17 protein-coding genes are annotated in these 17893 nt (G+C 48.0%); 2 read left to right on the forward strand and 15 right to left on the reverse strand.

What is annotated here, in order from left to right:
* Nucleotides 1–18 precede the first annotated feature (18 nt).
* From ICL07_RS21150 to ICL07_RS21180, 7 genes are all read right to left on the reverse strand, one after another.
* Nucleotides 19–399 (reverse strand): hypothetical protein, encoded by a 381-nt coding sequence (locus ICL07_RS21150; RefSeq protein ID WP_188090037.1) that lies wholly within the window; start codon nucleotides 397–399, stop codon nucleotides 19–21.
* A gap of 424 nt (nucleotides 400–823) precedes the next feature.
* Nucleotides 824–1360: a hypothetical protein gene (locus ICL07_RS21155; RefSeq protein WP_188090038.1), complete on the reverse strand. Its 537-nt coding sequence runs from the start codon at nucleotides 1358–1360 to the stop codon at nucleotides 824–826.
* Nucleotides 1348–1767, reverse strand: a complete 420-nt coding sequence (locus ICL07_RS21160; RefSeq protein ID WP_188090039.1) for an Hpt domain-containing protein — start codon at nucleotides 1765–1767, stop codon at nucleotides 1348–1350. The genes ICL07_RS21155 and ICL07_RS21160 overlap by 13 nt, the downstream gene beginning before the upstream one ends.
* Before the next feature lie 149 nt (nucleotides 1768–1916).
* On the reverse strand, nucleotides 1917–2405 hold the full coding sequence (locus ICL07_RS21165) for a MarR family winged helix-turn-helix transcriptional regulator (protein WP_188090040.1): 489 nt from the start codon (nucleotides 2403–2405) through the stop codon (nucleotides 1917–1919).
* Nucleotides 2406–2424: 19 nt separating this feature from the next.
* The gene (locus ICL07_RS21170; RefSeq protein ID WP_188090041.1) at nucleotides 2425–4872 is read right to left on the reverse strand and encodes a TonB-dependent receptor domain-containing protein; all 2448 of its coding nucleotides are present in this window, start codon (nucleotides 4870–4872) and stop codon (nucleotides 2425–2427) included.
* A 114-nt stretch (nucleotides 4873–4986) separates the two neighbouring features.
* Nucleotides 4987–5454, reverse strand: coding sequence for a nuclear transport factor 2 family protein (locus ICL07_RS21175; protein ID WP_188090042.1), 468 nt, complete (start codon nucleotides 5452–5454; stop codon nucleotides 4987–4989).
* A 20-nt stretch (nucleotides 5455–5474) separates the two neighbouring features.
* Complete coding sequence (locus ICL07_RS21180; protein ID WP_188090043.1) at nucleotides 5475–6383, reverse strand: LysR family transcriptional regulator; 909 nt, start codon at nucleotides 6381–6383, stop codon at nucleotides 5475–5477.
* Between the two features lie 87 nt (nucleotides 6384–6470).
* Between ICL07_RS21180 and ICL07_RS21185 the strand changes: the two genes are divergently transcribed.
* A complete protein-coding gene (locus tag ICL07_RS21185) occupies nucleotides 6471–7061 on the forward strand; it encodes a thioredoxin family protein (RefSeq protein ID WP_188090044.1) in 591 nt (196 codons plus the stop codon).
* Nucleotides 7062–7114: 53 nt separating this feature from the next.
* Here the strand turns inward: ICL07_RS21185 and ICL07_RS21190 are convergent, their stop codons facing one another.
* Nucleotides 7115–8083: a tetratricopeptide repeat protein gene (locus ICL07_RS21190; protein WP_188090045.1), complete on the reverse strand. Its 969-nt coding sequence runs from the start codon at nucleotides 8081–8083 to the stop codon at nucleotides 7115–7117.
* A 330-nt stretch (nucleotides 8084–8413) separates the two neighbouring features.
* Here ICL07_RS21190 and ICL07_RS21195 point away from each other — a divergent pair, with 330 nt between their 5' ends.
* Entirely contained in the window at nucleotides 8414–9550 is a 1137-nt protein-coding gene (locus tag ICL07_RS21195; RefSeq protein ID WP_188090046.1) for a cytochrome P450, read from the forward strand.
* Here the strand turns inward: ICL07_RS21195 and ICL07_RS21200 are convergent.
* The 7 genes from ICL07_RS21200 to ICL07_RS21230 all read right to left on the reverse strand — a co-directional run bounded on the left by ICL07_RS21200 (nucleotide 9544) and on the right by ICL07_RS21230 (nucleotide 17827).
* Nucleotides 9544–10521: a terpene synthase family protein gene (locus ICL07_RS21200; RefSeq protein ID WP_188090047.1), complete on the reverse strand. Its 978-nt coding sequence runs from the start codon at nucleotides 10519–10521 to the stop codon at nucleotides 9544–9546. The two genes, ICL07_RS21195 and ICL07_RS21200, sit on opposite strands and share 7 nt — an antisense overlap.
* Before the next feature lie 89 nt (nucleotides 10522–10610).
* Nucleotides 10611–12428, reverse strand: coding sequence for a hybrid sensor histidine kinase/response regulator (locus ICL07_RS21205; protein WP_188090048.1), 1818 nt, complete (start codon nucleotides 12426–12428; stop codon nucleotides 10611–10613).
* A 424-nt stretch (nucleotides 12429–12852) separates the two neighbouring features.
* The gene (locus ICL07_RS21210) at nucleotides 12853–13644 is read right to left on the reverse strand and encodes a PhzF family phenazine biosynthesis protein (protein WP_188090049.1); all 792 of its coding nucleotides are present in this window, start codon (nucleotides 13642–13644) and stop codon (nucleotides 12853–12855) included.
* A 41-nt stretch (nucleotides 13645–13685) separates the two neighbouring features.
* The gene (locus ICL07_RS21215; protein WP_188090050.1) at nucleotides 13686–14465 is read right to left on the reverse strand and encodes a hypothetical protein; all 780 of its coding nucleotides are present in this window, start codon (nucleotides 14463–14465) and stop codon (nucleotides 13686–13688) included.
* Between the two features lie 142 nt (nucleotides 14466–14607).
* Entirely contained in the window at nucleotides 14608–16503 is a 1896-nt protein-coding gene (locus tag ICL07_RS21220) for a tetratricopeptide repeat-containing sensor histidine kinase (protein ID WP_188090051.1), read from the reverse strand.
* Between the two features lie 9 nt (nucleotides 16504–16512).
* Nucleotides 16513–17256: a LytR/AlgR family response regulator transcription factor gene (locus ICL07_RS21225; protein WP_188090052.1), complete on the reverse strand. Its 744-nt coding sequence runs from the start codon at nucleotides 17254–17256 to the stop codon at nucleotides 16513–16515.
* A 154-nt stretch (nucleotides 17257–17410) separates the two neighbouring features.
* Nucleotides 17411–17827 (reverse strand): hypothetical protein, encoded by a 417-nt coding sequence (locus ICL07_RS21230; RefSeq protein WP_188090053.1) that lies wholly within the window; start codon nucleotides 17825–17827, stop codon nucleotides 17411–17413.
* Between the last annotated feature and the right edge of the window lie 66 nt (nucleotides 17828–17893).

The following is a 17893-nucleotide window of genomic DNA, read 5'->3' on the forward strand; positions in this document are numbered from 1 at the left end:
AATGCATGGGGGCTTTTTTTATGATTGGGTGGGAGAGAGGTGGTAACGGCGGGAAAGGTGATGCATGAGTTTAGCCAGCAGTTCCCCGCATTGTAGCGGAGAGCTGAGCAAATCGTCATAATAATAATCCTGGAAGCGGTACCGTATGGTATAATAGTCCAATGTGTCACTGGAACAGGTTACATATAGAATACACCCCGGATGCAGGCGGCGGATAATATGGGTAGCCCGTTTTACAACGTCGAAATCTCCTCTGCTATTATGACAATGTAATACGACGAAATCGGGAAAGTGCCCCCGGAACAATGCTTCAAAATTTTCAGTTACTTCGGTAGTGAGTATTTGTAATCCTTTTCTGATGAGATGACGTGCCAGTATCTTTCCTGACATAGGGTCCATGGCAATGATCCCTTTTAACGGCATAAGTGGTTGATCCGGTAATTGGTGTTTTCGCCGGACAGCTAAGGTGCTGGCTAGTGATGGTAGAAGGGCCGCCTCCAGGTAATTGTCGAAAGAAAAATCACATGAAGAAAAAGGAATCTGTGTAAATAATTGAGACCAGGGACCGGAAGGGTAGTGGTGAATCATGATAAGACAGGAAGGACAAGTTTTCCTGATCGTGGTTATCACTCGTTTGGCCCGGGATATCTGCTGTAAGGAACGGGTATTACAGCTGATAAGAACAACATCGAATAAACAGTCCTTCAATATTTGTTGAAGAAGCTCATAGTTATCAGCCAGTATTGTTTGCGGATAGAAGGACTGAAGGCTGTAGATATATTTATTGGGGGATGCACCCGGATAAAAACAAAGTACCCGCATATTATGAATAAGATTGTTCAGGAGATGTTTGCATCTGCCGGATGAGATTTCGTATGCCGGTACAGAGCTGCTCCTGGTGAACAGATACCAGACGGATGGCTTCCAGCTGTAAGTCGGCGTCAAATGATGGCTTCTCTAAAGCACGGATAATATTCAGCAGATCGGTTTTGATGGTGTGCGCATGACCGCTAAACCGTGTACTATAAAAATGATAACATAGCCTGGAGTAAGTCGTGGCCAGATTGTCATCCAACTGGGACAGCTGTAGTATTATTTCATGTCTGTCTTCGGTGCCTTGAAGCTTATGAATTAATGTTCGCAACCTATCTTTTGTATATTGAATCACCATATTATACTGTTTGATGGCCTTGTTTAGCTGCACCACCTCCTTCGTATTCATTTTTGTATTGAAATGAAAGATATCACGGCCGCGGTGACAATCTTCCTGCAGCCGGATGGCTTTCCGTTGGCTGCGGGCTTGATAAACGTTGGTGAAAATGGTCTTCAGACCTTCGAGAAGTGGGTTTAAAAATTCCATATGACGTGTGGGGAATGAGTGTCCAGGTAAAGTTCCATCCTGTTGATCTCTGCATGGATGGAAGGCATGAGGGACAGTAAGGAAAGTTGAATTTGTAAGTAGATGATAATTACGGCAGACGCATTTACAGTGTCTTCCAACAGTTGTTTACGTAATTGTTCCACGCACTCTCTAAGTTTCGTTTGCCCGATATAACCCAGGTGGCCTTTGAGCTGGTGTAGTCGGTGTGCACACTCCTCCCAGTTTAGTTCTTCAAAGGAGAGCTGGGTTCTGGCCAAGAAGGAAGTAAGCATCATATATACTTCTTCAAACATTTGCTGTGCATACAGGATGTCATTTTCATATACTGATTGCAAAAAAAGGTTGTCAAAACGTTCGCTGAACTCAAATACAAAATCCTGATCCATTTATCCTCAATTTGATTCCGGCAATATCCGTTTTGATAATTTAACTTCTGTTTACAACATCATAATTTTAAGAGATTAACAAAAGGGACATAAAAATGCCCGGTTGCGTAACAGCAACCGGGCATCACACTTTTTTATAACCAGGATGATTATTCAGACTGCTCCAGCAAACTGATCTTCACCCGTTTGTACATACTTTTTTCATCCAGTGAACGTTCCAGTTCGCCCATGACCGTGAGTAAACTGGCGCTTGCCTCTTCCAGCCATTTCCGGTTCTCTTCCCGGATCACTTCCAGTATAGGACTGATCTTCCGGTGCATCTGTTTGCCGGCAGGCGACAGGGAGATCAGGCGGCGGCGTTTATCCCGGCTGTCGGGCGATGTTTTGATAAGCCCCTGCGTTTGCAGCTGGTCTACAAACTGCACCACGGCAGGATGCGTAAGCTGCAGGGATTCGGAGATCTCCGTCACGCTCAGCTGCTTTTGCCGCATAAGCAGTTCCAGTATCAGGAACCACCGCGCTTCAAACTCAAGCCCCGACTCTTTATATATCCTGCTGATATCCTGGGAAAGACGTTCGCTGAGCCTTTTGAGGCGCGTGGCCAACGCCAGTTCTTCCAGTTCGTTCACTAGATTCATAAGGCCAATTTACCAAAATTTATCCGGCCCTGCGTTTTTCATCTTCTGCGCCGCCAGTCTTTTTATTACCGCCGCCGGAGGTGTTACCGCCGAATTTATAGTTGAAAGTCAAAGTGAGTACCCGGCTATCCCTACGCTGGAAAAAGGTTTCGCCGTAACCGGTCAATCGGGTAACGGCATGGGTGTTATTGGTAAAGAACACATCGGACAGGTTGAGTTTTATGGACGCTTTCCGCTGCCAGAGCTGCCGCTGCGCACCCACACTCATAAACCAGAAACCCTGCACATCCAGGAAACCATAGTAGGAGCGGCTGTTATACGTAGCGGTCAACTCCATCGTCGTCACGGGGTTCAGTGTGATGTTGTTAATACTGTTAAGGTTAAACGAAACCCTGCTGGCATTCAGCTGTGTATTGGCCAGGTCGCCTTTGTACTCACCATAGTAGGCCTGCGCTTCGTTGGTACTGTTTAGCCATTTACCCACGGTGAAGGGTACACTGAAACTAAGACTGTAATAATTATACCGCGCCAGGTTATGACCGGTTTGGATCACACTGTTGGGCGCTGCATCGGGCGACAAAACGATCAGGATATTATCAGTCGTAGTACTGTACCCTATTTTGGTAATGTATTTCTCTTTAAAGGTATGTGTCAGTTCAAATGAATTTGTGATCTCCGGTTTCAGATAGGGGTTACCGGTAGCATAGGTCAACGGGTCCAGGAATACCTTGAAAGGGTTCAGGTCCCGGTAGGAGGGGCGGTTGATCCGGCGGCTGACACTAATACCCAGGTCATGTGTCTGGTTGAACATATAACCTACATAGCCGCTGGGAAAGAACTGCGTATAGTTACGGTCAAAACTTTCTTTATTGGTCACCTGTAACCCTTTGGCAATAGTGTTTTCCATACGTAATCCCAGTTGTAAGCTTAAGCGGGACCATTTTCCGGAGGCATTCAGGTAGGCTGCATTGATGTTTTCGTCATATACAAAACGATTGCTTTTGCCTGCGTCCAGTATATCGGTGCCACTGCTGCGGTCAAAGAACTGTACATCGTTGTCTGCTTTTACCCAGCTGCTTTTGATACCGGCATCCAGTTTGCCCCCCAGGGTTTTTAAGGGCTGTGTATAATCCGCTTTAACGGATTTGATGTTGAGGTTGCCGCGGAGATCTCCGAACAACACGTAGTCTGCTTTGGCGGGTTGCTGTTGCAGGGTGAAGTAGGCCGTCCGGTAGTTTTGCAGTTCATTGTTGTCAAACCGGGCGTAGTCCAGGTCTATCGCCAGTTCTCTGCCGCTGGTATCGAGTTTGTGTTTATAATTCAGGTTGATGCTTCCATTATTTCTTTGAGGATGATTGTCGCCACGGGTGGTGAAGGAACCGGACGGCTGTTGTGCTGCATCAAAAGAATGGGCGTTGCTGTTGGAACTGATATTGCCTTTGGTAAAAATGCCATTGGCTACTACGCCTACGGTAATATTTTGTGTGAGGTTGTAATCTGCACCCAGACGGGCATTGTGGGTGCCGTAGCCCATCCGGAAATAGTTGTCGTAGTTGTTGCCGCCGGTGTAATGGTCTGATCCGTCATAAAACTGCCGCTCAATTTTCAGGTCGTTCATAAACTGGCGGTAGTTGTAGTTATAGGAACCAAATACGTTGATCTGCTTCATTTTACTGTTGAAGCTAAAAGCGGGGTTTATTTTGGGGTATACACCCTGACCATAACTGAGCGACACGTTGCCGCTGGTACCGCTTTGGGTACCCTTACGCAATCGTATGTCTATGATACCCGCATTGCCGGCAGCATCGTATTTAGCAGAGGGGTTGGTGATCAGGTCTATCTTTTCAATTTGATTGGCAGAGAGATTCCGTAATAAATTAGCCAGTTCCTGTCCGGACATGGGTACCAGTTTACCATCCATCATCACCAGTACGCCTTGTCTGCCACGCATGGCAATATTATCGTTCTGGTCTATAGTGATGCCGGGCGCTTTTTCAAGCACTTCCAGGGCGGTGCTGCCGGCGGCGGAAATGGAGCCCGCCACGTTGAGCGTGGTTTTATCGTACTGTTGCTGCACAAACGGTTTGGCGGCCGTTACAGTGGCTTCCCGAAGGGTAGTAGTGGTGGGTTGCAGCCGGAGGGTACCCAGCCGTATATCCTGGTTCATCGTGATAGCGGCGGATAGCCAGGAAGTATAAGCCATGCTTTGTGTGGCTAACAGGTATTGACCTGCCGGCAAATGGTCAAAGCTGAAGTTGCCTTTGGCGTCGGTGTATTCCAGTTTGACCAGCTTCTTATCTGCTGCGTGTAACAGTTGTACCACTACATCGGAAGCAGGTGTATTATCTGCCGTGGTGAAAGTTCCCTTAATACTGTAAAAGGTATTGCCGGCTTGGCTGAACGCCTTATTTAGGTAAGTGGTAACGTAAATAAACAAGATAAAGGTAAGTAAAGATGTCCTTTTCATTTGGGGGTTTTAGGGCAAAAATAGGATTATTATGATCCCTTGTACAGGGATATAAGTAACTACTTACATAAATATTTATTGCCGGTAACCTTTGTGGATGAATGGATTTTTTTACTACTGTACAGGATTATCTTCTACACATTTATCCTTGCGGCGGGTATCAATAATATACTGGATCTTCCATTCCCTGCCCAGCTTAACCAGCTGAAAGGAATTCACGCCGCAATGATGGAACTTACCCTGATGGTAAAAGCGATAGGGTGTCCAGGCGGAAGCCAGGCGGTCATCTATCTGGATAGCGCCATAACTGATACGTTCATCGGCCTCTCCTTTAGGCATATTACCGACGATGGAAGCAAACCGTTCTACCGACACATTTTTGATGGTAGCTACGCCTTTATGCTCATCGATGGTCTGGAAAACGGCGGTGGGAGAAAAACATGCCCGTACGGCGGTGCTGTCGCTGTCATGCATGGCGGTAAACAGTTTGTCTATTGCCTGTTTCACGGCGTCGGCTTCAGATTGGGCCTGCAGGGAGTTAACGGCAAAGAGCCCCATCAGCAGGAAGGATAGATAGCGCATCTTTTTAAATCTAAAATACATTATTTGACCGGTTTCTGATCGCCTGGCTTGAAATGGCGGCGAACATGTTCTGCGAACTGCCGTATGAGCGGATTTTGCCGGTCCAGGCACGCGGCTTTCCAGGTACGCTTCCGTAAGGGCGACTGTAGCGGCAACGTCACCAGGTCCCGGTTTTTTAAATACGGGGCAATGGCCCAGGTAGCAAATATACCTACCCCCATACCGGCCTGTATCATTTCTATAATGGCTTCGGTCAGTTGCAGCCGCGTAATGGCCGCCGGTTGGAATTCCCGGAAAAACTCCTTCATCATATGATAATTGCCGGCTTCTTCTGCTACATCGTAAGTCAGCAAATGCTCTGTAGTAAAGTCTTCAGCCGTAAGCGATTTTTTCTTCCCCGCAAAAGGATGATGACGGGGAAGCACCACCACCACTTCATCGGAAAATAAGGTATAGGTATGCACCGCGGGCGGGGCCACGCTGTCGCTGATAATAGCCATATCCAGTTCACCGTTCAACAGGTAAGTCAGTGGTTTTTGTGTGGCAGCGGCTACAATACTAATCTCTACTTCGTGGTAACGGCGCTTTAATTCCGTAATCACACGGGGCAGCCAATGATAACAGGTGTAACATTCCGTGCTGATACGCAACGTTTGCAGTTTGCCTTTGCGATAAGCCTGTATATCTTCCTGCAAACGATTCAGCTGCGGCAGTATACTATTGGCGCTTTCCATGATACGCCTGCCGGCAGGCGTCAGCAACAGTTTTTTGTTGACCCGCTCAAATAATGGCAAACCCGCTCTTTTCTCCAGGTCTTTTAACTGATGGCTCAACGCCGATTGGGTAAGGTACATTTTATCGGCCGCCCGGGTGAGACTTCCTTCCGCTATTATATGCGTTACCAGCTGAAGATCGTTTGTGGTAATCATGAGTAATTTTCATCAAAAATAGGAAAAGTATTCATTTTTCTCATGTTAAGCCACGTGTTACCTTTGGCTTATAAAATTTAACCGTTTATGGAAACAGCAATCAAATATTTTACCGGTCAGCAGGCAGAAGCGGCATTTGAACTGGCAAAGACAACACAGCGGCCTTTGCTGATCGACATCTGGGCCGATAACTGCAAGGGCTGTCATAAGATGGATACCGTTACCTACGAAGCGGAACAGGTACGTGAATACCTGGAAGATCACTACGTATTGGTGAAATTAAATGTGAAGGAGGTCACCAAAGCATTCACCACCAAATACCTGCCGCATTCCCTGGTATGGACACCGGCGTTTTTTATGTATGCACCGGATGGTACCATTCTCCGCGAAGCAACGGGCTACCTGCCTCCACACCAGTTCCTGGCTGAACTGACCATCGGCAGGGCCCTGTTAGAAATGCGCCGGGGCAAACCGGCAGCTGCGGGCATACTGTTGGCTACCCTGGCAGCTGAAACAAAACACCCGGCACAGCACCAGGAGGTATTGTATTGGCAGGGTGTAATGGCCTTCTTCGCCGGTGGTAAATCGTTTGAGGCGCTGGTGCCTTACTGGCGGGAGCTGCGGGAAACATATCCGGAATCTCTATGGGCAGAGAGAGCGGATACCTTCCCGGCATAAGGAAAATTTGTATCCCCGCCACCTGGTGTGTGGGGATACAAATTGCCCTGATATTACCCCTGCGCCATTTTCATACACGACGCCAGAAAATTCCGGTATTCCGTTTCTTCGGCCTCAAAAAGTTGTTCGCCCCCGATGCTATAGGCTTGTATCATATATTCACGGGCAGCAGGACGTTCGTCAAGCTCCAGCATCACTTCACCCAACCGCATCAATACAAAGGCATTGGTATTCCCGTTCTCTGCGGTATTGGCTTTCGCAGCCTCCAGATAAACCCGCGCCTGCCGGTAATCCCGCAATTTGAAATAAGCATCTCCAATGGAAGCATTTAAAGCGAGGCTTTGTCCGAAGCCGGATTTAGGGGAAGGGATTTTCTTCAATGCCCTGGTCCAAGCGACGACCGCCTTTTCGTAGTTGCCTTCGGCAAAAGCCCGGTGTCCCAAATCAATCTGTTGTTGTATCCGGTCAACGATCTGCGGATGCAGTTCAAACGGTTCCTGCGTTGGGAGTGCCGCTGCCGGCGCAACGACTTCCTCCCGGAAACGTTCCATCACCACTTCATCACTCACTCTCGGATTACAAAAGAGGTCCCAGTAAAGTACCGGTAACCCTTTGAAATCCGCCCGTTTGGCGCCGTATTTATAAATCATACGCAGGATGATTTTAGCTTCTGCCGGTTTCTGTAAATGCATCAGCGAAGCGGCAAACAGGATGTATGCCCTCATTTCATAAACAGGTCTTGGACGGGATTCTGTTTCAGCCACCCAGAGACCGGCGATATTGCTGGCTTCATGTATGCGGCCGGCCTCCAGCAAACGTTGCACATGATCGTTGAGTACCATCAGTGTACAGTTGGTGTTGAACCTGGGTTCCGGTACCAGCGCCCAGGCTGCCGCTGTTTTGTCGGCCGCCAGCTGGATATCGGTGGACTGTAATTGGGTGGCTTCCTGTAAAAGATCATGCAACAGGTTTTTCAATGCAGCGGGTAGGGCTACTTTTTTTCTGGTTATTCTCGATGCCATAAATGCTGTGGTGGTAGTAAAACAATATCCTGAAATTAATGCATTATCCTGTCGCGTTTTGTCAATTACGATCAACGGTAAAACGGAATAACATGTTGTTAACAGGGCTTACTCGTAAAACGGGTGTGATTAACGCTCGGTTAACAGTACTATCGGCAAGGGATAAACGGTAATACTCATTGTATTTTGTTTATTGTAGCGATAATCTGTTTATCACCGTTTTTTTTCTTTTATCACCGTTATTCAAGTACCAGCGGTCATTCCGTGGGATGACCGCACAAACCGTTATCACTTATGATCTCTCCTAATTCAATTCCCTGGTTCGCAAAAATGAGAACAGAAAACCCGGTTATCTACGATCCGGAATTCGTTTTTTATTATGGCGTTAAAGGAGCATGGCAAATCTTTTCGCACAAGGAAGCTAAACAGGTGCTGGGCGATTACAACTCCTTTTCCAATCTTTTTATCCCTAACCTGGGACAGAACATTATGGGTAGAAACCTTAACCAGAGCGATCCGCCGGACCATAAAAAACTCCGCTCGCTGGTGGCGAAAGTGTTTGTGCCCTCAGTGATCTCCAAACATGCGGACTGGATCAGGCAACAATGTGAAGAGATCATTGATCCGTTACTGGAAAAAGGAGAGATGGATTTTATCCATGACTTCGCCATTGCCTTGCCTAACCGTGTGATCGCCCAGCTGCTGGGTATTCCGGCGGAAGATCATGCGCAGGTGCACAGCTGGGTAACCACTATTGTGACCAACGTAAAAACCATGGAAGAAATGCAGGCTTCCTTCGCTGCGCAACAACAAATTGCCAACTATCTCGACAAGATGATCGAGATGCGCAGGATAGAACCGAAAGATGACCTGATTTCCCACCTGCTGGCATCGGAAGTAAACGGTGAACGTTTGAATAACGACGATCTGCTGGGAACGGTAGTGGGCATGTTCCTCGCCGGTTTTGAAACCACTTCGTCTCTGCTGGGTAATATCGCTTATACTTTCTGTCACCATCCGGAAGTACTGGACCACTACATCGAACATCCGGAAGATTTTGACAATATTATCAACGAAGTACTGCGGGTATTACCTTCTGCCAAATCCATGACCCGTGTGGCTAAACATGATCTGGAACTGCGTGGTCAGCAAATTAAAAAAGGCGACTACCTGAATATCTGGCTCATTGGCGCCAATCATGATCCTGAAGTATTTCCTGAACCGGATAAATTTGATTTCCGTCGCCCGAATCACGCAGACAGCCTGAGTTTCGGACATGGTATCCACTATTGTTTCGGTGTGCCGCTGGCAAAGATGGAAACGGAGATTGCGTTGAAGGTAGTGTTTTCCCGTATCAGGAAAATCCGGATTAAAGAGGGTGCGAAGATTGAGATGACGCCGAGTACAATTATTACAGGCTTTACGGGATTACCGGTCACGTTTTCAGCCGTGGGCGTATATCAGTAAGGGTTATAGCGAGGGGTATCCGTAATGCTCCAGTAGAAGAACCCGGCAACCATTGTTTCCAGTCCGTCTACATACACATGTATCCGCTTATTCAGTTCTTCTCCAAAATCCGGTAACGCCGCTCTGCAGGATACTAATTCTTTCATTTCATCATCATGAATAGATGCCGCCATCAACACTGCCTCTTCAAGGGTAGTGTTGTGGTGGTATTTGAGCATCATCACCAGGTTGTGTTCATCGCCGTGTTCCAGTTCCTTGCGGAGGGAGAACAGGTCGTTGGCCCAGCATACCACTCTTCTCGCCAGGGCGGTAAGATGCACCATGGACGGATGTTGCAGCACATACATCGGTAACCAGATGCCTGTAGCCAGTTCATTGATATCGGTCCCGATATTGGCGGCGGAAAAGAACAGCCGCATGTGCATGTACTGGGCTACCGTTGGGTGCCGCTCCCTGTTTTTGTTGTTTTTGGCTTCCCAGATGGCGGCTTCAAAAGTGGCCTGTACACTGATCTGGAACTGCGATTGCCAGCTGGGCCTGCTCAGGGCGTCCAGCCTTACACAGATGTCGGCCAATGCATGAAAAAATTTGTTGTCAATAGGAGATACCTTGTACTTCAGTACATGGGCAAAGCCGTCTATCAGCTGTTGTAAATAATTCTCTTCCCGAATATAGGCGGTAGACGGCGTTACATGGTCCAGCTGTTCATCCAGTACAAACAGCCAGCTGTAAAGGTTATCAATGCAACACAGCAGTTCAAGGCCCGCTTCCGGCATGGTACGGCAGGTCATCCAGGCCATTTTGTACCGGGCAAAATAACGTTCTTCATCTGCATTGTTCAGCAATTGATACTTGTGCAGGAATGCAAAGGTGTCGGCCGCTACCAGTTCCACGTAGGGACTCAGCCTGGTTGGAAAGGGGCAATAAAGCCTGGGAATGACAATCTTGGCGGTAGTTTCGGTTTGATGCATAAGAATGTGACAATCGGTGATAAACAAAAAGGTACCTGTCGCGCCGGTAAGCGCGATTAAAAAAACAAACGGTTGATATCTGCTAAAAACTAATTTCTAACGAGTGTTCCTGTAAGAAGATTTTTGACCAGCACATCAATCAGGATATGGAAATCGATGGGCTTAATCATGTACGCGCTGGCCCCTTCCAGCATAATTTCTTCAATATTGGTTTCATCAGTATCTGCAGACGCGGCAATCACCGGGATATGCCTTAAAGCAGGATTGGACTTCAGTTCCATCAGCACATCTTTGCCAGACTTGCCCGGCAGGCTCATATCCAGGATAATGGCATCCGGATGATTATGCGCCTTGAGAAGCGCTTCCTGGCCATTGTCGGCATGCATAATGGAAAAGCCGCGTTTGCTCAGCAGGAGCGACAAATAACGTTGGGTCATGATGTCGTCTTCCACCACGAGTATTTTTTTCCCTTCAAAGGAGATCAGGTTGTTTTCCCGTAATTCAATAGTGGCTGATTTAATTTCACCGGTAAAGGGTACTAACGGGAGCGATACTACGAATTCAGTTCCTTCGTCTATTTCGCTGCGCACCTGTATGGTACCGCCCAATATACGCACCAGGTGGTGGGTAATGTTAAGGCCCAGGCCACTGCCCTCCGCAAAATTGATGGTGGTACGGGTAAACTCCTTAAACAGGGTGGCAATCCTGTCCGGAGAAATGCCATTGCCCTGGTCCCTCACGGCAATGTACCAGTGGGTATCGTCCCGGTAAATACGCAGGAAGATGGAAGTATGATTACGGGTGAATTTGATGGCGTTAACGAGGATATTGTTGACGATTTTTGTCAGTTTGATACTGTCCTCCACAATAGCTGTCGGAAAAGAATCCTGTACTTCCAGCTCTATTTTTACTCTTTTTTCATTGGCAAAATACTGGTAGATGTTGACAATATTGGTAATCCAGCTATACAACAACACAGACTCTTTTTTGACTTCATCCACATTGCCGGTATCCAGCTTGCATTTATCCTGTGTATTATTAATCAGTGTTTGCAGGTTACGGCAGGCAATGAACAGGTCTTCATCCACTTTTTTATCGGCCTGGGCCTTGTCCCGGTTAGACAACAATTTCAGTTGTGCAATGCTATAAATTGCATTCAGCGGGGTTCTTAACTCATGGGTGAGCTCCCGTACATAGATGTTTTTAGCGGTCACCGCTTTCTCCAGGTTCGCCGTTCTTTCTTTTACCTGATGTTCCAATCTTGTGTTACTGGCATGCAATTCTTTATTCAGTGCGGTCAACTGCTGGTTACGCAAATTGATGGTGTGAAATAACTTGGCATTGTAGTGAACCAGGGTCACCAGTGATATAGACGTTAACGTTAGTACCGTAAAAGCCGTGCAATAATAGATGAGGTTCAGCATTTCCGGACTGAAAGGCATGGGTGGGAAAATATGCAAGGCCCGGTTGATCTCCAGGAAAAGCAGGGTAGCAGCGGATACGCCCAGGCACCAGATCTGCGCACGTCCTACCTTCACAAAGGAAAGACAGGATATCAGCAGGAAAAGCGCCAGCCAGATCGGGTCCACGGCGGCCGACAAAATACTGCCGAAATACAACGTCGATAAGTTGATGGTGCTCTGTAATGTAACGCCGGCAGCCTGATACTTCCGCTTTTTATTCAGATACAACACCCCGCCAAACAATACGGAACCAAGCAATGTCGCCACCAGGATACCCGGGTAGCGGGAATAATACCAGTATGTCATACCGAAACCCGTACCGAGTATAATCAGGATCCATGCAACAATATTGATCTTGATGACCCTGAAATTCAGTTCTTTTTCGTTAAAATTACTCGTGCCTAAATGAGTGAGCGATCTGGGAAATACAGTGATAGCTTTCATCTGGATTGCAAATTTTTCATGGTGAGGTTACTCTCGAGATGTCTGTAATGGTTAGCCTGGGCGGCGTGGACTGGAGCTGATAATCTAATCTTCCATCCTCTATTGAGCTAAATTTAACAAAAACCGTTTATATAAATGATAAATATTTCAACATATTTAAAGATTAACAAATGGTGCCTGTGAAATGCAGCTGCCTGCCAGAATAATCTGATGTAAAAATACAATATGTTATTGTAATAAACTGAAAACCAAATTTTTATTTTACAGTGGGGCAATAAAAAAGCAGTCATAAAGACTGCTTCACTATTTTTAAAGGGGGTGTTTTACACCATCCAAAGGGGAAATACCGAAGTGTTACAACGCTGTAGTGGCGGTAATCAGTTGATGCAACTGCCGGTTAAAATCCTTTACCTGCTTTCCAAGCTTACGCCGGTAGCTGACAGATACCGGTGAAATAGGTCCGTGCATAACCGGCCATCTTCACGGTGTCACCCTCATGGGTGCAATACAAGGTTCCGCCACGATCGGACAGCTGCCTGGCGAGTAAGGTAGTTTGCTGCAGCCGCTCACTCCAATAAGGAATCAGGGAACAATGTGCGGAGCCCGTCACGGGATCTTCAAAAATAGATGCCTGGGGCGTAAAATAACGGGATACAAAATCACAATCCTCCCCGGGGGCAGTAATCACCACCCCGCCCGGATCAAGATTGATACGGTCCAGCAACTGCCGGTTGATCTGTATATTCCGTACATCCGCCTCCGTTTCATATACCAGTACATAGTCACGCGCCTGTAATACGGCTACGGGCATACGGTCCAGCGATTCCTGTATGGCGGTTGGCAGCGCGGCCGGCAGGGGCTTGCGGGCGGGAAAGGTCAACGTGTAACGGTCTTCTTCAAAATCTACGGTCAACAAACCACTGCGGGAATAAAACTGCAGGGAGCTGCTGCTATAGGCATGCAGGGTGCGGATGGCATGGGCGGTAGCCAGCGTGGCATGGCCGCAAAGGTCCATTTCTATCTCGGGGGTAAACCAGCGTAAGGCAAATCCATCTCCCTGGGGCATAAAAAAGGCGGTCTCGGCGACTGCATTCTCACGGGCTATCTGTAACATCACTTCGTCCGGCAGCCATTCGGTCAATGGCATCACACAAGCGGGGTTCCCCCCGAAAATATGATCGGTGAAGGCATCTATCTGGTAAAGCGGTAATTGCATGGTCTTATATATTATCGGGCTGCAAGGTACGACTTACGGCTTTATGCCGCCGTGCCTTTGTTATAGATATAACCCAGACCCACCACTGCAACGGTCAAAACAGGCAGCAGTAACACAACGGCCATTCCGGCCTGCGCCCACACGGAGTGAAAATGACCAAGAATATAAAAACTACCGGCCAGCAACGCGAGACTGAAAACCACCCAGCAGCCCAGCAGTATCTTGTAACCAAGGGATAATGGCCGGGTAGGGTGGGTGCCTTTCTCATAGGCTACAATTTCCGGTGTATTCCGGTAACTGCCGGAATAATCGTAGAACGTTTTCCGGCCAACGGCTTCCCAGCCGGTGGTATCGGATATGGCAGGTTTAAAATACGCTTTGTGCTGTGACACATGGTTATAAAAGTCCAGCAGCTCATCTATGAACTGGTTGGCATCGGAAAAAAAACTACTGAATTCTTCCAGGTCTATGTACAACATCTTATCATGAGAAGGAATAGTGGCCAGGTAAGCCCGCCAGTCATCATACAACGGGAGCAATGCCGGATACACGCGTTCTACGTAGGACCGGTGCGCTGCCGCATTGTTCAATGCTTCGGTCAGCGGGATCCGGATATCGGTATCTACATAGGTATCTTCCATGACGTCATCGGCATCGTCTGCACCGGCGGCATATAAACTCAGGAAAGCCGGCCTTACCTGCTCTATGTCTTTGCGGTTCAATAACAACAACCAGAAACAGGCAAGGCTGTTATTGCCTTCAAACAATACTTCGCGTTGCGCAGGCGCGGTCCTGATGGTTAAATAAGTCCTGTTGCCCATGGGTAGATGTTTGTCTTAGGGATTACGCATAATAAGATAAGCGGTGAAACCGGCATTTGGTTCACACTCGTCAAAAATAGTCTTTTTTTAAAAGTTTCTATGGCAGAAATGGCCCTGCGGGACTGGTTTTTGACACCATTGTTTAACAACGTTGGGTCGGAATAATAAGGGTAACGCGAACGCCTGTACGTCCTTCGCTGGCTTTGTCGGTGATGGTCAGCGATGCGAGTTTCCCGGTTTGTATGCTCAGTATCTTCAGCCGTTCCTGGGTAATAGTGCTGGACAGGGAATCTTTTTCCTTGTTCCTGGCAGGTTGCAGGCCCTGACCGTTGTCTTCTATGACACAGTGTAACAGGTCGCCCTGCAGCTGCAGCGTAATGGCTATATGCCCGCGATGGGCAATGTTACGCATACCATGCTGGATGGCGTTTTCCACGAAAGGCTGTAGCAGCATGGGCGGAATACAAACCCCGCTGCTTTCTTCGGAAGGGATGTCGTTTATCGTATAGGCGAAGAGGTTATCGAACCGGACTGCCTGCAAACTGAGATAGTTTTCCAGCGCTTCGGTTTCCTGTTGTATCCTCACCAGGTTGTGGCGGGAGTTTTCGAGGTTGAGACGCAACAGACGGGCGAACTTGTTAAGATATTTAACGGACTTTTCTTTTTCGTCACGGCGGATAAAACTCTGCAATACCGACAGGGTATTAAAAATAAAATGTGGTTCCATCTGGCTGCGCAGCAGGCGCTGTTCCAGCTCAATGCTCATTTTCTGGTTCACCAGTTTACGCTGCCGTATGAGCAGGAAAGTAATCAGCAGTCCCAGTATCACCAGGATGCCGACAATCAGCAGTATCACCTGTTGCTGCCGGACAATGGTAGCCTGGTTGTTATACTGCCGGCTCAGTCCCAGTGTTTTCTGTTGCTGTGCTTTGAGTTCATTCAGCGCCTGTATTTCCACGATTTTCCGGAGCTGCCTTTCCTCCTGTTCGGTCAGTGCCATATTGGCGGCGGAATCCAGGTAATGGATGGCGGTTTTGTAATCGCCTTTTTCGTAATATACCTGGTAGATGGCATGGTAAGCGGTACTCAGGTTGCCACTGTTATGGGCTTGCCGGGCCTTTTCCAGGGCGTTGCCCAGGTATTGCAGGGCAGTGGTGTAATCCTTTTTTTCCTGGAACAGCTGTCCGTAGTTGACATATTCCTGGAAGCTGACTTTATGGTGCCTTTCTTTGATACGGAAAGCTTTTTCCATCAGTGCATGCCCTGGTTGCTGCCGGCCCGTTTTTTCGTAGAGCACGCCCAAAGCGCTGTATACGCTGGCCAGCCGGATGGTATCGGGTTGCCGCGATGCATATTGCAGGGCGCTGTCCTGGTACAGGAGTGCTTCTTTAAACTGATGGCGGCGTTCAAAAATACGGGAGCGCTCTTCCATAAAAAGCGAGAGCCGGAAATAATCGTCGGGGTAGGGGTAGGAATCGCGGGCCATGGAGGCGTAGGTCTCCGCTTTGTCGTTGTCACCAAAACGGAAGTATATTTCTGCCGCCAGGTCGTATACCCGCCAGCTTCCGGAATACTGGTATTGTTCTGCCAGGGCAATCAGGTTAAACAGGCGGGTGAAAGTACTGTCATCTATTTTGCTGGCCAGCCTTACCTGTAGCTGTCCCAGTTGCTGGAGGATCATCAGATCGGCAAACTGACTGGTATCGGACAGTTTGCCGGGCAGCATCTGTGCGAAGCTGTTGAGGGCAGCCTGGTTACTGTCGGCATACCAATGGTGTAATCCTTCCAGGTAGTAGTAATAGCCGCTGGCCAGGGGGCCGGCATGCAGGGCGCTGTTTTTCAGCTGTTCCAGCCGGGTACTGGCTTCCGGTCCGTCCCAGCGGGCGCTGGAATCTATCAGGTGCTGCAATTCCGTCACCACCGGGGAAACGGTAGTAATGGTGTCTGATCCGGAGGGGGCCTGGGGGCCCGACTGGCACCCAAAGAGACCACCACATAAACACATGATCAGTAAAGCAGCAGATAAACGGATATGCATGTACGTTATTTAATGATCACCCATCAGGAATTGACGGACATACTCCCGTTTACGTGCGGAAACAGGGATCTCCGAGCCGTCTTTCAGAATCAGCATGCCATCTTTCAGAAAACGGTCTATGAAATGATGATTAACGATATACGATTGATGTATGCGGATAAACCAGCTTTCGGGTAGCAGCTCTTCATATTCTTTGATAGGCCGGGACACCATCACCTTCCTTTTGTCGGACAGATGGAAGGTGGTATAACTACCGTCGCTCTGGCAATACAGGATTTCTTCAAAAGGCACTACCTGCAGGTATTGGGAGGAGCGGAGCACGATACGGTTCTGCAGCCCCGTTTTTTTGGGTTGCAGGTGGCTGCTGGTGATATCCATTTGCGTACGGGTGTTGACGTTATTCTCCGACAATAACCGTTTCAGGGTGATGGTCAGTTCTTCTTCATCCACCGGTTTCAGCAGGTAATCGAAAGCCCCGAATTTGATGGCTTTAATGGCATGTTCATTATAAGCGGTGATGAAGACGATCCGAAAATTTCTGTCGGGAAATTCCTCCAGGAGGTCAAATCCGGTGCCGTCGGCGAGTTCAATATCCAGCAGCAGTAGCTCGGGTTCCGTATTGGGGATGATGATCCTGGCCTCTGCAACACTGCCACAGCTGCCCAGCACAACAAAATCGGGGTAGCGTTTCATCAGCCATTCCAGGTCTTTTCGGATGGCTGGTTCATCGTCTATAATCAGGGTGCGGATCATGTATTCGGATATGGGTTATGACTCATGATGTTAAAAGTAGCAAAAAAATCAGGTATTACCCGGGGGGTAATACCTGCAAGGGTATCTCAACAAAGAATAAAAGGCCGACCAAACAGCTTAAAACAGAATAGGGTCTCCCGGAGAAACAAACTCTCTATGACTGAACAATGTTGAGACTACGGGTATTTATCAGCACGTTTATTTCGCTTTGAAACTGCTCAAATGTTTCCCTGCGGGTGAATTTGAACAGTGCCCGGATCAGCAGGAATCCTGCTATTACCGGAACGATACCGCTGATGTTGATCGTCAGCTGCCGATAAAATATGCTCATGACCGCTGTACATACCATGAAGCCCGTCAGCACACCTGTTGCCAACCATCGGACAGGCGGAAGGAAATCCAGCCGCAGATGGTCTTTTTTGTAACGTAACAGAAACCGGAAACCCTGATGGTCTACCATAATAATGGGCATACCCCCCCATGGTTTACATAACCGGGCGCCGGGAAAACGTCGCTCTATTTCTGAAAAGATCTGTTCCGCACTTTTAGAGGCAGAGTTGCTGATTTTCATATGGACTTCAGTTCAATGGCGGATAAATAGCGGACGCCCAAAGATAACCGCCGGCTGCTATGCGAT

The sequence above is a fragment of the Chitinophaga qingshengii genome (genome assembly GCF_014529935.1).
GTDB classification, from domain to species: Bacteria; Bacteroidota; Bacteroidia; order Chitinophagales; family Chitinophagaceae; genus Chitinophaga; species Chitinophaga qingshengii.

Bases quoted from the DNA above. Each gene is read 5' to 3' on its own strand.
- ICL07_RS21210 (WP_188090049.1), bottom strand. From the start codon at position 13,644: ATGCAATTACCGCTTTACCAGATAGATGCCTTCACCGATCATATTTTC.
- ICL07_RS21230 (WP_188090053.1), bottom strand. From the start codon at position 17,827: ATGAAAATCAGCAACTCTGCCTCTAAAAGTGCGGAACAGATCTTTTCA.
- ICL07_RS21160 (WP_188090039.1), bottom strand. From the start codon at position 1,767: ATGGATCAGGATTTTGTATTTGAGTTCAGCGAACGTTTTGACAACCTT.
- ICL07_RS21225 (WP_188090052.1), bottom strand. From the start codon at position 17,256: ATGATCCGCACCCTGATTATAGACGATGAACCAGCCATCCGAAAAGAC.
- ICL07_RS21190 (WP_188090045.1), bottom strand. From the start codon at position 8,083: ATGGCATCGAGAATAACCAGAAAAAAAGTAGCCCTACCCGCTGCATTG.
- ICL07_RS21220 (WP_188090051.1), bottom strand. From the start codon at position 16,503: ATGCATATCCGTTTATCTGCTGCTTTACTGATCATGTGTTTATGTGGT.
- ICL07_RS21170 (WP_188090041.1), bottom strand. From the start codon at position 4,872: ATGAAAAGGACATCTTTACTTACCTTTATCTTGTTTATTTACGTTACC.
- ICL07_RS21180 (WP_188090043.1), bottom strand. From the start codon at position 6,383: ATGATTACCACAAACGATCTTCAGCTGGTAACGCATATAATAGCGGAA.
- ICL07_RS21185 (WP_188090044.1), top strand. From the start codon at position 6,471: ATGGAAACAGCAATCAAATATTTTACCGGTCAGCAGGCAGAAGCGGCA.
- ICL07_RS21165 (WP_188090040.1), bottom strand. From the start codon at position 2,405: ATGAATCTAGTGAACGAACTGGAAGAACTGGCGTTGGCCACGCGCCTC.
- ICL07_RS21205 (WP_188090048.1), bottom strand. From the start codon at position 12,428: ATGAAAGCTATCACTGTATTTCCCAGATCGCTCACTCATTTAGGCACG.
- ICL07_RS21195 (WP_188090046.1), top strand. From the start codon at position 8,414: ATGAGAACAGAAAACCCGGTTATCTACGATCCGGAATTCGTTTTTTAT.
- ICL07_RS21175 (WP_188090042.1), bottom strand. From the start codon at position 5,454: ATGCGCTATCTATCCTTCCTGCTGATGGGGCTCTTTGCCGTTAACTCC.
- ICL07_RS21215 (WP_188090050.1), bottom strand. From the start codon at position 14,465: ATGGGCAACAGGACTTATTTAACCATCAGGACCGCGCCTGCGCAACGC.
- ICL07_RS21150 (WP_188090037.1), bottom strand. From the start codon at position 399: ATGGACCCTATGTCAGGAAAGATACTGGCACGTCATCTCATCAGAAAA.
- ICL07_RS21155 (WP_188090038.1), bottom strand. From the start codon at position 1,360: ATGGAATTTTTAAACCCACTTCTCGAAGGTCTGAAGACCATTTTCACC.
- ICL07_RS21200 (WP_188090047.1), bottom strand. From the start codon at position 10,521: ATGCATCAAACCGAAACTACCGCCAAGATTGTCATTCCCAGGCTTTAT.